Source organism: Ralstonia sp. 1138, assembly GCF_040544795.1.
Lineage (GTDB): Bacteria > Pseudomonadota > Gammaproteobacteria > Burkholderiales > Burkholderiaceae > Ralstonia > Ralstonia flatus.
In genome coordinates, this window is sequence record NZ_JBEPKQ010000004.1 from 574,099 (window position 1) to 589,524 (window position 15,426).

The 15,426-nt window shown below is 65.9% G+C and carries 9 protein-coding genes; 2 read left to right on the forward strand and 7 right to left on the reverse strand.

Annotated features, from left to right (window positions below):
* Positions 1-9: 9 nt before the first annotated feature.
* From ABIC76_RS20330 to ABIC76_RS20340, 3 genes are all read right to left on the reverse strand, one after another.
* Positions 10-3,165 carry a multidrug efflux RND transporter permease subunit gene (locus tag ABIC76_RS20330; RefSeq protein WP_354535032.1) on the reverse strand — a complete coding sequence of 1,052 codons (3,156 nt, stop codon included), beginning with the start codon at positions 3,163-3,165 and terminating at the stop codon, positions 10-12.
* Positions 3,166-3,167: 2 nt separating this feature from the next.
* A complete protein-coding gene (locus ABIC76_RS20335) occupies positions 3,168-4,349 on the reverse strand; it encodes an efflux RND transporter periplasmic adaptor subunit (protein WP_502947875.1) in 1,182 nt (393 codons plus the stop codon).
* Between the two features lie 164 nt (positions 4,350-4,513).
* Complete coding sequence (locus ABIC76_RS20340; RefSeq protein WP_354535033.1) at positions 4,514-6,859, reverse strand: patatin-like phospholipase family protein; 2,346 nt, start codon at positions 6,857-6,859, stop codon at positions 4,514-4,516.
* A gap of 271 nt (positions 6,860-7,130) precedes the next feature.
* Here ABIC76_RS20340 and ABIC76_RS20345 point away from each other — a divergent pair, with 271 nt between their 5' ends.
* On the forward strand, positions 7,131-8,807 hold the full coding sequence (locus ABIC76_RS20345) for an L-lactate permease (RefSeq protein ID WP_354535034.1): 1,677 nt from the start codon (positions 7,131-7,133) through the stop codon (positions 8,805-8,807).
* A gap of 693 nt (positions 8,808-9,500) precedes the next feature.
* Positions 9,501-11,333, forward strand: coding sequence for an ABC transporter ATP-binding protein (locus ABIC76_RS20350; RefSeq protein WP_354535035.1), 1,833 nt, complete (start codon positions 9,501-9,503; stop codon positions 11,331-11,333).
* Positions 11,334-11,336: 3 nt separating this feature from the next.
* Here ABIC76_RS20350 and ABIC76_RS20355 read toward each other — a convergent pair whose 3' ends face one another.
* From ABIC76_RS20355 to ABIC76_RS20370, 4 genes are all read right to left on the reverse strand, one after another.
* Positions 11,337-12,656, reverse strand: a complete 1,320-nt coding sequence (locus tag ABIC76_RS20355; RefSeq protein WP_354535036.1) for an MFS transporter — start codon at positions 12,654-12,656, stop codon at positions 11,337-11,339.
* 47 nt (positions 12,657-12,703) lie between these two features.
* Positions 12,704-14,086, reverse strand: coding sequence for an L-histidine transporter HutT (locus tag ABIC76_RS20360; protein WP_147214160.1), 1,383 nt, complete (start codon positions 14,084-14,086; stop codon positions 12,704-12,706).
* Between the two features lie 238 nt (positions 14,087-14,324).
* The gene (locus ABIC76_RS20365) at positions 14,325-14,870 is read right to left on the reverse strand and encodes a chromate transporter (RefSeq protein ID WP_180815167.1); all 546 of its coding nucleotides are present in this window, start codon (positions 14,868-14,870) and stop codon (positions 14,325-14,327) included.
* Entirely contained in the window at positions 14,852-15,424 is a 573-nt protein-coding gene (locus tag ABIC76_RS20370) for a chromate transporter (RefSeq protein WP_102064820.1), read from the reverse strand. The genes ABIC76_RS20365 and ABIC76_RS20370 overlap by 19 nt, the downstream gene beginning before the upstream one ends.
* Between the last annotated feature and the right edge of the window lie 2 nt (positions 15,425-15,426).

Genomic DNA, 15,426 nt, shown 5'->3' on the forward strand with positions numbered 1-15,426 from the left:
CGAGGCCGATCAGGCGGCCGGCCCTGCAGTCTCGTGCTCGTGCGCTGCGTCCAGCCGGCGCTGCCGCTCGCTGCCCTTGAACACGCGCCGCACCACCACAAAGAACACCGGCACCAGGAACACTGCCAGCACCGTCGCCGCGATGATCCCGCCCAGCACACCCGTGCCGATGGCGCGCTGGCTGGCCGATGCAGCGCCGGTCGCAATCGCCAGCGGCACGACGCCAAAGGCAAATGCCAGCGACGTCATCACGATCGGCCGGAAGCGCAGCCGCGCGGCCTCCAGCGTGGCTTCGATCAGGCCCATGCCTTGCGCCACCATGTCCTTGGCCACTTCGATGATCAGGATCGCGTTCTTGGCCGACAGGCCAATGGTGGCAATGAGCCCGACCTTGAAGTAGATGTCGTTGGGCAGGAAGCGCAGCGTTGCACCCAGCAGCGCGCCCAGCACGCCGAGCGGCACCACCAGCATGACCGCCAGCGGAATCGACCAGCTCTCGTACAGCGCTGCGAGGCACAGAAACACGACGAGGATCGACAACGCAAACAGCGCCGGCGCCTGCGCGCCCGACAGCCGTTCCTCGAACGACTGCCCTGTCCACTCGTAGCCGAAGCCTTCGGGCAGACCGCGCGCAATCGACTCCATCGCCGCCATCGCCTCGCCTGAGCTGTGACCCGGCGCGGGCGAGCCGGTGATCGTCATGGCCGGAAAACCGTTGTAGCGATCCAGCTTCAGCGGCCCGACGATCCACTTCGTCGTGGTGAAGGCTGAGAGCGGCACCATGGCGCCGGCTGCGTTGCGCACATGCATGCGGCCGAGCTGCTCGACCGAGACGCGCTGCTTGCCGTCTGCCTGCACGATCACGCGGCGCACCTGGTTGCGGTAGACGAAATCGCCCGCATAGTCGGAGCCGAACATCACGGCCAGCGTGCGGTTGATGTCCTCAATCGACACGCCCATCGACAGCGCCTTCTTGCGGTCCACATCGATCAGCACCTGCGGGGCATCGCCCTGGCCCGCAAACGTGACTTCCGACAGCGCCGGATGCTTCGCGGCTTCGGCGAGCACGCGGTCGCGTGCCTGCGCGAGGCGCTCGTAGCCGGCGCCGCCGCGATCCTGCAGACGCAGGTCGAAGCCGGGCTTGCTGCCCAGTTCCGGCAGCGCGGGCGAGTTCATCGCCATGACCATGGCGCCCTTGATCTTGCCGAACGCCGCGTTGGCACGCTCCACCACGGCATCGACGTGCTGGTCAGCGCCCTTGCGTTGCTTCCAGTCCTTGAGCGTCAGGAACAGCATGGCCGCGTTCTGCCCGTTGCCGTACAGGCTGAAGCCGGTGATGGCCAGCGTCGACGCCACCGCCGGCTCCTGCGTCATGAAGTGCTGCTCGGCCTGCTGCACGACCTCGAGCGTCTGCGCCTGCGTGGCGCCGGTCGGCAGCATGACGACGGTCATGAACTCGCCGGTGTCCTCTTCCGGCAGGAAGGCCGTTGGCAGTTGCGTGAACAGCAGCACCACCACGCCGATGACGGCGCCGTACGCAATCAGCGCGCGGCCCGTGCGGTTCAGCAGCTTGGCAACACCGCCTTGGTAGCGTGCCGTCAACCGCGCGAAGCCCCGGTTGAATGCGCCAAAGAAGCCCTTGCGCTCGGCACCGTGGCCGGTCTGCACCGGCTTGAGCAGCGTTGCGCAAAGCGCCGGCGTCAGTGTCAATGCCAGGAATGCCGAGAACACCATCGACACCGCCAGCGACAGCGAAAACTGCCGGTAGATATTGCCCACCGCGCCACCAAAGAACGCCATCGGCACGAACACCGCCGTCAGCACCAGCGAAATGCCGACGATGGCCCCGCTGATCTGCCGCATCGCCTTGGCCGTTGCCTCGCGCGGCGAAAGCCCCTCTTCGTGCATCACGCGTTCGACGTTTTCCACCACCACGATGGCATCGTCGACAAGGATGCCGATGGCCAGCACCAGGCCGAACAGCGTCAGCACGTTGATGGAAAAACCCATCGGCAGCATCACCGCAAACGTGCCCAGCAGCGCGATCGGCACCACCAGCGTCGGGATGAGCGTCGCGCGCAGGTTCTGCATGAACAGCATCATCACCAGGAACACCAGCACCACGGCTTCGAGCAGCGTCTTGACCACCTGCTCGATGGCGATGCCGACAAAGCGTGAGCTGTCGTACGCCACCTCGTAGCGCACACCGGGCGGGAAATGCGCCTGCGCTTCGTCCAGCACCGCACGCACGCGCTTGGCCACTCCCACGGCGTTGGCGCCAGGGGCAAGCTTGATGCCGATGGTCGTAGCCGGCTTGCCGTTCATGCGCGAGAGGTAGAGGTAGTCGCTGCCGCCCAGCTCCACGCGCGCCACATCGCGCAGCAGCACCATGCGGCCCTGCGCGTCCGCACGCAGCGGGATCTGGCCGAATGCGTCCGGCGTGGTCAGCCCATCGTCACCGGTGACGCTCGCGTTGATGGGCGCGCTGCCCGGCACGGCGCCGCTGCCGATCTCGCCCACGGTGATGCGCGCGTTGTAGCGGCGCACGGCGTCGCTCAGGTCGCCGGCGGTCAGGCCCAATGCGGTCAACTTGTCGGCATCGGGCCAGATGCGCATGGCGTATTCCGCATCGAACAACTGCGCGGTGCCCACGCCTGGCACGCGGCGCAACTGCGGAATCAGATCCGACGAAGCAAGGTCGCCCAGGTCGATGCCGTCAAAGCGGCCACGCTCGGCCGTCAGCGACAGATACATCATGTAGTTCTCGGCCGCCTTCTCGATGCGGATGCCATTGCGGCGCACGACCTCGGGCAGGCGTTCCTCGACGATCTTCAGCCGGTTCTGCACCTCCACCGCGGCAAGATCGGGGCTCGTGCCCTGCGTGAACGACAGGTTGATCGACACATTGCCCGCCGCATCGGACGACGACGACATGTACAGCAGCCCAGGCGCACCGTTCATCTCGCGCTCGATGATGGCGGTGACGGCACTCTCCACGGTGCGCGCCGACGCGCCCGGATAGTTGGCCGAGATACTGACGTTGGGCGGTGCAATGTTCGGGTACTGCGCCACGGGCAGCTTGGGCAGCGCAAGAACCCCGGCCAGGATGATGGCCAGCGCAATCACCCAGGCAAAGACCGGGCGGTCGATAAAGAAGCGCGCCATGGTCAGCCCTTCTTCGGCTTCGTGTCGGCGCTCGGTGCAACGGGCACCGGCTTGACGGCCATGCCTGCTTCCAGCGTCTGCATGCCCGGAATGGCGAGGCGCTCTCCGCCGGACAGGCCGCTCGTCACCAGCCATTGGTCACCGGCCAACGTTTGCGCAGCCACGGGACGCACGGCCAGCGTATTGTCGGCCTGCACCACAAACACGGATGCCCCCTGGCGGTCGCGCTGCAACGCGCCCTTCGGCACCGTCACCGCGCCCTGCTGCACGGCGTGCGAAAGCTTCACGCGCACGTACATGCCGGGCAGCAGCAGGCCGTCGGGGTTGGGCAGCACGGCGCGCATCGAGACGTTGTCCGTCGCACGGTCCACCGCCAAGTCGGAGAACAGCAGCCTGCCCGGGCGCTCGTAGGCCACGCCGTCGCTCAGAATGACCTGCACGCCGATGTCCTGACCGCTCAATGCGGCGGCCTGGCCCTTCTTGAGCGCGCGCTGCAAGGCCAGCACTTCGGCAGCGGGCTGCGCAAAATCCACGTAGATCGGATCGATCTGCTCGACGGTGGTGAGCGGCGTGGCAGCGTCTTCCTTGACCAGCGCACCTTCGGTGACCTGCGCGCGGCGCGAGCGGCCGGCAATCGGGGCCGTGACGGTGGCATAGCCCAAGCGCAGCTGGGCGGTTTCCAACGCGGCACGGCTGGAGACCACGTCTGCGGCGGCCTGACGTTCGGTGGCTTGCGCTTCGGCGTATTCCAGCTCGCTCACGGCGCGCGTGGCGGCCAGTCCCTTGTAGCGCGCCGCCTTGTCGCGGGCGATGGCGAGTTGCGCCTGCGCACGGGCGAGCGCGCCTTGCGCGGCGTCCACCTGCGCCTTGAGCGGCGCGGGGTCGATGCGGAACAGCACCTGGCCGGCCTTGACCACCTGGCCTTCTTCGTAGGCGCGCTTGAGGACGATGCCGTCGACGCGCGCACGCACTTCCGCCGTGCGATATGGCTCAAGCCGGCCCGGCAATTCGGTCACCAACGGCGCATCGGAGCGCTGTGCAACGGCAAACTCGACCTCCGGCGGACCAGCGGGCTTGGCGGCCTCATCCGCATGCTTGCCGCACGCCTGCAACACAGCCAGGGCGCACGCGCACAACAACCACCGGGACGAACGGTAACGACGGAACAACACGGAGAACATCATGAGAAAGGGGGCTGGGCGCGACCGCGCCCGAGGTCTTGAACGAAGCGAAGCGGAAGGCTAGCACGCACATCCGCCGCGACCTGACCGATTGATTTCCCAGTCTGATCAAGACCTTACGAAGCGCGCAAGACCGCAGTCGCCTGATGCCGTTTCGGAACGTCAGCTCAGAAGACGCGACCCAGCTGCAGGTACACGTTCCACACGCCCTGCGGCGCCACCGCAAAACCGAAGTACAGCGGCCCGATCGGGCTGTTGCCGCCGACGAATACGCTGCCGCTCTTCAGGTAAGGGCCGGTGCCGAAGTTGTTGCGCAGCTGCCAGACGTTGCCGGCCTCCGCGCTGGCGCCGAACACCGGCGCGCGCAGGCCGAGCAGATCGTCGACGCGCAGGTCGTACAGATACGTCAGGCGGCCGTACAGCATGTACTGACCGTTGAACTGATCCTGCGCGTAGGCCGACAGGTGCTGGAAGCCGCCCAGGAAGAAGCCTTCGTTGGCGCCGTTGCCCGTGTTGCCGCCGTTCTCCCGCGTCGGGCTGTTGACGCCAAACTGGCCCGCCCCTTCCAGCGCCACATTGAAGGTGTGGCGGCCATAGCTCGTGGCCCACAGGCCCTTGGCCTGCGCGGTGTTGAACTTCTTGTCGAGCGAACCGAAGCCCGCTTCCACGCTGCTGTAGAAGTAATAGCCGCTGCGCGGAAACAGCGGGTCATCCAGTTGATCCAGGGTCAGCTGGGCGCGAAAGGCCGGCTGCTTGGCGCGCAGTGTCGGCAGATCGAGCGCCCCTTCCTCCGTCAACGCCAGATAGTTGAACGCCGCGCTCTTGCTCATGTAGTTCACGCCCAGCCGCAGTTCGCCCTTGCGGCCGAGCGGAATGCCGAGGTCGACGCCGGCACGCGCGGTTTCCATGGTGATGCTGTTGAACGGCTTGGCCTCCTTGGTGGGTGCCTCGTCGTCAAAGTAGAGATCGGAGCGGCGGCGCGAGTACTCGGCATACGGCGCCACGTAGAACCCGCGCGCCTGCCACAGCGGCTGGCGCAGCTCGGTATGGATGCTCGCCCGGTTGCTGCCGAGCACGATGTCGTTGCGCCACTCCAGCCCGCTCTGCGTGAGCCACGGATACCGATGGCCGAGGTTGACGTTGAACGCGCCGCGCCCGTCGAAGTTGGTCGACATACCCAGCCCGAACAGGAAGAACTGGTTGCCCCAGGACTTTTCGTGCGCGTCGATCTTCAGCGTATGCACGCCGTTCTGTTCCACCAGCTGCTGCGTGACGGTTTCGAAGTCGCCCGTGGTGGCCAGCGCTGACAGCTCGCGATTCAGCGCCTCGGCGTCATACGCGTCGCCTTCGCGCACCTTGATCAACTGACGCACCCGCGCGGGCGGCACACGGCCGCTGGTGGTCACGTCGATGGCGTCGATGCGCGCGCCCGCCACCAACGTGCCCTGCGGCTCATGGGCGGTGCGGTACGCGGCATACGCCTGCGGCGACAGCGACAACGCCGCCAGCTTCGCCTCGACGCCCTGCGCCGCGCGCTCCCCCTGCAGCACCCCCTGCGGGCCCTTGGCGAAATCGGTGAACGAAAGCTCCGAGAGCTGCGGCTCGATCAGCACATCCTTGCCGCGCAGCAGCGCCTTTTGCGCCCGCACGTTCTGGCCGACGAGGATGGTGATCATCTGCTGCGTCACCGCTGCCGGCGAGGCCAGGTCTTCCGGCCGCTGCAAGTCCGACCCGATATTGACGGCGATGATGATGTCCGCGCCCATGTCGCGCGCGAGCTGCACAGGCAGGTTGCTCACGAGGCCGCCATCCACCAGCGTGCGCCCGCCCACCTCGATGGGGGCGAACAGGCCCGGCACCGCCATGCTGGCGCGCATGGCCAGCGGCAGCGAGCCGTGGTCGAGAATCACCCCGTCGCCCGTGGCCAGATCCGTCGCCATGGCCTTGAACGGAATCGGCAGGCGCGAGAACTCGATGTTGTCGGGCCACTGCGCCGTCCAGTTCTTGAGCAGCGCCAACAGGCGGTTGCCCTGTACCAGCCCGGCCGGCAGCTTGAGCCTGCCGTCGCCATAGCCGGCGGACAGCCCGATCGGATACTGGAAGTCATCCTCGCGCAGCGACTGCGGCAGCTTGGCCCGATCGTTGCGATCGAAGGCGATGTCGCTCAGGTCCACCTGCGAGAGCTTCTGCTCCAGCGCGTCCGCACGCATGCCGCTGGCGTACAGGCCGCCCACCACGGCGCCCATGCTCGTGGCGGCAATCACGTCCACGGGAATGCGCAGGCGCTCCAGCATCTTCAGCACGCCAATATGCGCATAGCCGCGCGCCCCGCCGCCCGACAGCACCAGGCCGATACGCGGCCGCGTCGATTCGGTGTTCGCCTGCGATGGCGCTGCCGCGGTCTGGCCATGCACGGCAGGCGACAGCGTCGCCAATGCCACAAACACGGTGACCACGGCGGACGCCAATCGGCAGCCGTGGCGGCGAAGCAGGAAGGCCGTCAGAAAAGCCATGGATGGAGGGCGAATTGGAGTGGGTCGGGGGTGGGTAGGCAGCGCTGCAGGCGCAATGATTCCACAACCCGGATTTACCCGGTGCAATTGCTTGCGCCGCGCCATACCACGCACCGGCGCCGATGAATACTTTTCAGGTCGAAAGTGACAGAATATTGCCGGGACCCGGGCACGCTTGTTCCTACAATCCGCGGTTGCCCCTTAAAAAAGGGGCGACAGAAGACGTTCGGTATCGAGAAGAACTGAAACGCCCAAACAGGAGGAGATCAAGATGTGGAATCAAGTCTATGACCCGCTCGGCAGCGCCGTGTGGTCGACCATCGCAGCCGGGATACCGGTGGCGGTGCTGCTGTGCTCGCTGGCGTTCTTCCATATGCAGGCGCATCTGGCCGCGGGCCTGGCGCTGATTGTCGGGGTGGGGATCGCCTCGTTCGTGTTCGGCATGCCGACCGCGATGGCCGGCAAGGCCGCAGGCCTGGGCATCGTCTCCGGCCTGTTCCCGATCGGCTGGATCGTTCTCAACATCATCTTCCTGCATCGGCTCACCACCTTGAACGGGTCGTTCAAGGTCTTACAGAGCTCGATTTCCGGCATTACCGAAGACCGCCGCCTGCAACTGCTGCTGGTGGCGTTCAGCTTTGGTGCCTTCTTTGAGGGCGCAGCGGGCTTCGGCACGCCGGTGGCTGTCACGGGCGCCATCCTGATCGGCCTGGGCTTTTCGCCGCTGGCCGCGTCGGGCCTGGCGCTGATTGCCAATACCGCGCCGGTGGCCTACGGCGCGCTGGGCGCACCGCTCATCGGGCTGGCTTCCGTTACGGGGCTGGACTTGCTGCAGCTCTCGGCCATGGTCGGCCGCCAGCTGCCGTTCTTCTCGGTGCTGGTGCCGTTCTGGCTGATCTGGGCGTTCGCGGGCTTCCGCGGCATGCTGCAGATCTGGCCGGCGATCCTGGTGGCGGGCGTGTCGTTTGCCATTCCGCAGTTCCTGGTATCGAACTTCCACGGCCCGTGGCTGGTGGACGTGATTGCGGCGCTGGTGTCGATGGGCACGCTCACGCTGTTCCTGAAGGTGTGGAAGCCCAAGACGATCTGGACGTCGACCGCCCTGCGCAACCGCGAAGACAACTCCCGCGTCGACCCCGAAGCCGCTGCCGAAGCCCGCGAAGCCACCACGGCCACCAACGGCAAGATCACGCGCGTGCAGGCATGGCTGCCGTGGGTGATCCTGACGGTGTTCGTCTTCATCTGGGGCGTACCGCAGTTCAAGGCGTTTGCCGACGGCCTGTGGGCCTTCAAGTTCGCCATCCCGGGCCTCGACAAGATGGTGCTCAAGGGCCCGCCGGTGGTACCCAAGGTGATTGCCGAAGGCGCGGTCTTCAACTTCAACGTCCTCTCGATGGCGGGCACGGGCATCCTGGTATCGGCCCTCGTCGGCGGGCTGCTGATGGGCTACTCGCTGCCGCGCATGGCGAAGGAGTACTGGAACACCATCAAGCTCACGCGCTATTCGCTGCTGACGATCTGCGCGATGTTCGGCATCGGTTACCTGACGCGCTACTCCGGTCTGGACGCGACGCTGGGCCTGGCCTTTGCCCACACGGGCGTGCTGTACCCGCTGTTCGGCACGATGCTCGGCTGGCTGGGCGTGGCGCTCACCGGCTCGGACACGGCATCGAACGTGCTGTTCGGCGGCCTGCAGAAGACCACGGCCGAACAGCTTGGCCTGTCGCCGATCCTCATGTCGGCAGCCAACAGCTCGGGCGGCGTGATGGGCAAGATGATCGACGCGCAGTCCATCGTCGTGGCGTCCACCGCCACCAAGTGGTACGGCCACGAGGGCGACATCCTGCGCTACGTGTTCTTCCACTCGCTGGCGCTGGCCTTCCTGGTCGGGCTGATGATTACCCTGCAGGCCTATGTGGAGCCGTTCACGCGGATGGTGGTGCACTGAGCCCCCGCTCCGACGGAACCCGAAAGCCGCTCAACCGAGCGGCTTTTTTCATGCAAAGCCGACACGTCGAGCGAAAAGCCTCGCAAGTCGGGTTCCGAACTCCAACGGCGGAGCAAAAAGCCTCAAGCGTCGAGCTCCGAGCTCCACTCGCCGAGCAAAAAGCATCATATGTCGAGCTCTGAGCTCCACTCGCCGAGCAAAAAGCCTCGCGCGCCGAGCTCCGAGCTCCACTCGCCGAGCAAAAAGCCTCACGCGTCGAGCTCCCAGCTCCACTCGCCGAGCAAAAAGCCTCACGCACCGAGCTCTGAGCTCCGACGGCCGAGCGAAAAGCCTCGCACGTCGGGTTCCGAACTCCAGCAGCACAGTTCAAAATCCCACGTGTCGAGTTTCGAACCCCAATCGCCGGGTTCGACAACCTCACGCGTCGCGTTCTGAACCCCAACCGCCGGGTTCAAAACCTCACACGTCGCGTTCTGAACCCCAATCGCCAAGTTCAACAACCCCACGTGTGGCGTTCGGAACCTCAATGGTGGAGTTCAAAACCTCAGGCACGGCGTTCTGAACCCCGATCGTCGAGCCCTGCACGCCGTAAGCCACCCCGCCAACAAGGGCACTTTCACGCGCGTATCATGGGCAGCGCTTCCGCGCACGTCCCGCCCTGGGGCGTCGGTCTCCTCTTCCCCCTGACCCGACATGCTGCTGCGCCGCCTGGAAAAGCTCATCGATCCGTTCCGTCCCCTGCCCGACACACAGCCTCCGGCCAATGTCTGGCGCTTCTACGCCTACTTCCTGCGCGAAGTGCGCGGCGTCTTTGCGTTCCTGCTGATCGTGGGGCTGCTGGGTGCGCTGATTGAAGTCGCGCTGTTCGACTTCCTGGGCCGCATCGTCGACATGATCCAGGCGACACCCGGCCCCGCGTTCTTTGGCCGCCACCGTAACGAGCTGCTGTGGATGGCCTTTGTGGCGCTGATCGCGCGGCCGGTCATCTTCGGGCTGCACGACGTGCTCGTGCATCAGGTCATCAACCCGAACCTGTCGAACCTGATCCGCTGGCAAAACCACCGCTACGTGCTCAAGCAGAGCCTGACGTTCTTCCAGAACGACTTCGCGGGCCGCATTGCCCAGCGCATCATGCAGACCGGTTTTTCACTGCGCGATTCCGCCGTGCAGTCCGTGGATGCGCTCTGGCATGTGGTGATCTACGCGATCAGTGCGATGGTGCTGTTCGCCCGGGCCGACTGGTGGCTCGTGGTGCCGCTGCTGGTGTGGATCGGCTGCTACATTGCGGCCCTGAGCTATTTCGTGCCGCGCGTGAAGGCGCGATCGGTCATCGCCACGGAGTCGCGCTCCAAGCTGATGGGCCGCATCGTTGACGGCTACACCAACATCACCACGCTCAAGCTGTTCGCGCATACGCAGCACGAAGAAAGCTACGCGCGAGACGCCATGGCCGAGCAGACGGACAAGACCCGGCTGTCCGGCCGCATGATCAGCGGCATGGATTTCACCATTACGGCCATGAACGGCCTGCTGATCGTTGGCACGTCGGCGCTCGCGCTGTGGCTGTGGAGCGAGGGCCGGGTGAGTGCCGGCACCATCGCGCTGACCACGGGGCTGGTGATCCGCATCAACAACATGTCGGGCTGGATCATGTGGGTGGTCAACGGCATCTTTGAAAACGTCGGACAGGTGCAGGACGGCATGCAGACCATCGCGCTGCCGCGCGCCGTGATCGACCAGCCCGATGCCAAGCCGCTGCACGTGACGCGCGGCGAAGTGCGCTTCGAGCACGTCGGCTTTCACTACGGCAAGGGCAGCGGCGTGATCGAAGGGCTGGATCTCGTGGTGCGCCCGGGTGAACGGATCGGCCTGGTTGGCCCGTCGGGTGCGGGCAAATCGACGCTGGTGAATCTGCTGCTGCGCCTGTACGACGTGGAGCGCGGCCGCATTCTGGTGGACGGTCAGGACATTGCGGCCGTGACGCAAGAGAGCCTGCGCGAGCAGATCGGCATGGTCACGCAGGACACGTCGCTGCTGCACCGGTCCATTCGCGACAACCTGCGCTACGGCAAACCCGACAGCACCGAGGCCGAGTTGATGCAAGCGGTGCGTCGGGCCCGCGCCGACGAGTTCATCCCGCAGCTATCCGATGTGCAAGGGCGACGCGGCTTTGATGCGCTGGTGGGTGAACGCGGGGTGAAGCTGTCGGGCGGTCAGCGGCAGCGCATCGCGATTGCGCGCGTGCTGCTCAAGGACGCGCCGATCCTGATCCTGGACGAAGCCACGTCAGCGCTGGATTCGGAAGTGGAAGCGGCCATCCAGGAGAGCCTGGAAACGCTGATGCAGGGCAAGACCGTGATTGCCATCGCGCACCGGCTCTCGACCATCGCGCGCATGGACCGGCTGGTTGTGCTCGATGGCGGGCGCATTGTCGAGAGCGGCACGCACGCGGAACTGCTGGAACACGGCGGCCTGTATGCGCGGCTGTGGGCGCATCAGACCGGCGGTTTCGTTGGGGTGGACTGAGCGCTACGACAGGCGGCGGCCGAGCGTCTCGGGCACCATCGCCAGCCCGATCAGGGAGACGAGGCCGCAGCCGATCACGTAGAACGCCGGCGCGTTGGCGTTGCCCGTGAGGTGGATCAGCTCGGTCGAGAAGAACTGCGCAAAGCCTCCAAAGATGGCAATGGCTACGCAGTAGGCGATCGACAGCCCCGTGGCGCGCAGCCGCTGCGGCAGCACCTCGCTCACGAGCACCATGGACGCCGGCGAGGTCATCGACATCGGCACCGACAGGCAGCCGACCACGATCAGCAACCGGGCGAGCGATGGGTCTGCGTTGATGAGTGCGAAGGCCGGATAGATCATCGCGAGCAGTGCAACGCGCGACCACAGCACGACCTTGCGGCGCCCGACGCGGTCGGCCAGCCGCCCCGCGAACGGCGACAGCACCACCTGCACCAGCGCCGCAATGCACGCCGCCCAGATGCCCAGCGACAGCGGCATGTGCAGCACGCTCACGGCGTAGTTGCTGAGGTAGTAGACGATGATGTACGTGGACGACGCCACGCCGATCATCAGCAGGATGCTGGCGACCAGCGCACGACGGTGTTCGCGCAGCAACGGCAGCGTGGCGTCGGCTTCGCGCGTGCTGGGCGGTGCGGCGGTTTCTTCCAGACGGCGGCGGATGATCAGGCCGACCGGGATGACGAGAATGCCGATGACGAACGCCAGGCGCCAGCCCCACGACTCCAGCGCTGCGGGCGCCAGCACGTTGCTCAGCAGCAGGCCGACCAGCGCACCGAACAGCGCGGCCAGCCCCTGGCTGAACGGCTGCCAGCTCGTATAGAAGCCGCGCGAGCGGTCGTCGGCGTATTCCAGCAGCAGCGCAGTCGAAGCACCCATCTCGCCGCCGATGGCAAAGCCCTGCACCAACCGCGCCAGCACGACGAGCATGGGCGCGAGGATGCCGATCTGGGCGTAGGTGGGCGTGACGACAAAGACGAGCGACGACAGGCCCATCAGCCACAGCGTGAGCGCCACGGCGGGCTTGCGGCCTGCGCGATCGGCGTACATGCCGATCAGCAGACCGCCGAGCGGACGCATCAGGAAACCTACGCCAAACGTGGCGAACGACATCAGCAACTGGCCGGTCGCGTTGCCGACGGGAAAGTACAGCCGGCCGATCAGCGTGGCGAAGAAGCTGTAGACCACGAAGTCATAGAACTCGAGGCCGTTGCCGATGGTGATGGCGGCGATGGCGCGCGTGCGCGACAGCGGTTGCGTGTGGACGGTCGCCTGCGCGCCGGCGCGGCCGGCGTACGACGGCGCAGAAGTGTGGTTCGACATGGGTTGTCTCCGAAACTCGTCTTCTTATTTGCGGGGGCGGGCCGGGCTCACGCCCCGCTGGCCTCTTCCGCCAGAACGGCTGCTGCGTTGGGCTTCACGCGCAGATACCACGCGGCCGACATGAGCAGCACCCAGCCTGCGCCAACGTACAGCGCCACGCGCGTGTCTTCCATGGTGCCCAGCACGCCAATCACGAACAGCATGAACGCGATGGCGAGTGCCGGCCCGACGGGCCACAGCGGCACCTTGAACTTAAGCGCACGCACTTCTTCGGCCGACAGGCGACGGCGCATCGCCACCTGCGAGAGCAGGATCATCAGCCAGACCCACACGGTGGCGAACGTGGCGATCGACGCGATGATCACGAAGACGTTCTCGGGAATCAGGTAGTTCAGCACCACGCCGCACAGCAGCGCGCCGGCCATGAACAGCACCGTCACCCAGGGCACACCGTGGCGCGACGTGGCCGCAAAGATGCGCGGCGCCTGGCCCTGCTCGGCCATGCCGTACATCATCCGGCCCGCGCCGAAGATGTTGCTGTTGATGGCCGAGATGGCTGCCGAAATGACGATGAGGTTCAGGATTGCCGCCGCAGACTGGATGCCCAGTCCCGAGAAGATCTGCACGAACGGGCTGCCCTGGCCGTCGATGCCCGTCCACGGGAAGATCGCCATCAGCACGCACATGGTCAGCACGTAGAACAACAGGATGCGCGCCGGCACGGCGTTGATGGCCTTGGGGATGACCTTGTCGGGGTTCTGCGCCTCGCCGCCAGTGATGCCGATGATCTCGACGCCGCCATACGCAAACATCACCACGGCAAACGACGCCACGAGGCCGCCTACGCCGTGCGGCAGGAAACCGCCGTGCGACCAGAGATTGCTCAGGCCCGACGCGTGCTCGCCGTTCATCTTCACGCCGAGGAACAGGATGACCGTGCCGCCGACGATCATGGCGCCGATCGCCACGATCTTGATCAGCGCGAGCCAGAATTCCATCTCGCCGAACACCTTGACGTTGCAGAGGTTCAGGCCGCAGATGAGCATGACGATGCCCAGCACCCAGATCCATTGCGGGACCTCGGGAAACCAGAAGCCCATGTAGATGCCGAAGGCGGTCACGTCGGCCAGGCAGACGATCACCATTTCGAGGATGTACGTCCAGCCGGTGAGAAAGCCGGCGAGCGGGCCGAGGTTGTCGCGCGCATAGCGCCCGAACGAGCCGGAAACCGGCTGGCGCACCGCCATCTCGCCGAGCGCGCGCATGACCATGTAGACGGCTGCGCCGCCGATGATGTACGCGAGGATCACGGCCGGCCCGGCCAGCTGGATGGCCGACGCCGAGCCGTAGAAAAGGCCCGTGCCGATGGCCGAACCGAGCGCGAGAAAGCGGATATGCCGCGCGCGCAGGTTGCGTTGAAGGTGTTCCAAACTGTCTCCTCTTTATGTCGGCGAGGCTGTCCGCGCAGATCGGGGCTCGACGCATGCGCTAAGCGGACCGGAATTCACATACAGACAACATCGCTTTGATCGATATGTTGTTGTATATACATCATGAACGGCATTGGGGTATTCCCGAGGGCCGTGGTGCCCTCTCGTTGGCGAGCGGGTCAAGAAAAAAGGCGGACATGCGTCCGCCTTGGATTTCGCTGGCCGTGCGGCACGAGCGCTACACCCAACCCATGCCGCCGACCAATGCCCCTAACCCAACCAGCACGAGCGGGTGGACACGGGTGAAGGAGCACGCCACGACCGTCGCCACGGTCAGCGCGATGGTGCTGAAGCTGCTGTCTGCGGCGCGTGCGAGCACCCAGCCGGTGGAGAACAGCAGGCCGATCGTCAGCGGTGCCAGGCCACGGCGGACCAGTGCAATCCACTGTGCGTCGGGCTTGCGGTCCATGACGCGCGCGATGACGGCAGCAATCACGCACGATGGCCCGCAGATGCCGACCAGCGACGCAATCGCTCCACCGAGGCCCGCCGCCTGCCAGCCGAACAACTCCACGAACAGCACATTGGGGCCCGGCGCCGCCTGCGAGATGGCATACATGGCGCTCAACTGCTCGCTTGTCATGTAATGCCGCGTGTCGACCAGGAAACGGTGCATGTCGGGCAGCGTCGAACTGGCCCCGCCGATGGCGAGAAACGACAGCACGAGAAAGTGCCAGAACAGGTCGAAGACGGTGGTGAGATAACTCATCGCATTGCCCACCATTCGAGCACGAGCGCGAGCGGGATCAGTACCAGCATGACCGGGAGCAACGGCCACTGCAGGACGCCAATCGTCAGGAAAACCGCCAGGCCGATGCCGAGCGCGCGCCAGGTGCGCGACTGGCCCTGCGCCAGCTTGACCGCCGTTGAGAGCACCAGCCCCGCTGCCACCGCCGCCATGCCCTTGAGCAGGTTCTGCACCACCGACAGCGCGCTGAAGTGGTCGTACAGCATGACGATCAGCAACAGCAGCACCGCGGGCGTCAGCACCAGGCCGGCCATGGCGGCAGCGGCGCCGCGCACCCCGTGAAAGCGGTAGCCGAGCATGACCGAGAGGTTGACCACATTCGGACCGGGCAACACTTGGCCCAGGCTCAGCAGCTCGGCAAATTCGGTGTTGGAGAGCCAGCGGTTGCGATCGACAATGCCGGCGCGCGCAAACGGCAGCACGCCACCGAAGCCCGACAGGCCCATCCGCGCAAACTCGGTGAAGAGCTTGCTGCAGGACGGGATGTTTGCTGCGATGTTGGCTTCAGGCGCGGCGGTCGGATCGCTCATGG

Excerpts from the sequence above, each read along its gene's own strand:
- ABIC76_RS20330 (WP_354535032.1), bottom strand. The coding sequence starts at position 3,165 with ATGGCGCGCTTCTTTATCGACCGCCCGGTCTTTGCCTGGGTGATTGCG.
- ABIC76_RS20335 (WP_502947875.1), bottom strand. The coding sequence starts at position 4,349 with ATGATGTTCTCCGTGTTGTTCCGTCGTTACCGTTCGTCCCGGTGGTTG.
- ABIC76_RS20340 (WP_354535033.1), bottom strand. The coding sequence starts at position 6,859 with ATGGCTTTTCTGACGGCCTTCCTGCTTCGCCGCCACGGCTGCCGATTG.
- ABIC76_RS20345 (WP_354535034.1), top strand. The coding sequence starts at position 7,131 with ATGTGGAATCAAGTCTATGACCCGCTCGGCAGCGCCGTGTGGTCGACC.
- ABIC76_RS20350 (WP_354535035.1), top strand. The coding sequence starts at position 9,501 with ATGCTGCTGCGCCGCCTGGAAAAGCTCATCGATCCGTTCCGTCCCCTG.
- ABIC76_RS20355 (WP_354535036.1), bottom strand. The coding sequence starts at position 12,656 with ATGTCGAACCACACTTCTGCGCCGTCGTACGCCGGCCGCGCCGGCGCG.
- ABIC76_RS20365 (WP_180815167.1), bottom strand. The coding sequence starts at position 14,870 with ATGGTGGGCAATGCGATGAGTTATCTCACCACCGTCTTCGACCTGTTC.
- ABIC76_RS20370 (WP_102064820.1), bottom strand. The coding sequence starts at position 15,424 with ATGAGCGATCCGACCGCCGCGCCTGAAGCCAACATCGCAGCAAACATC.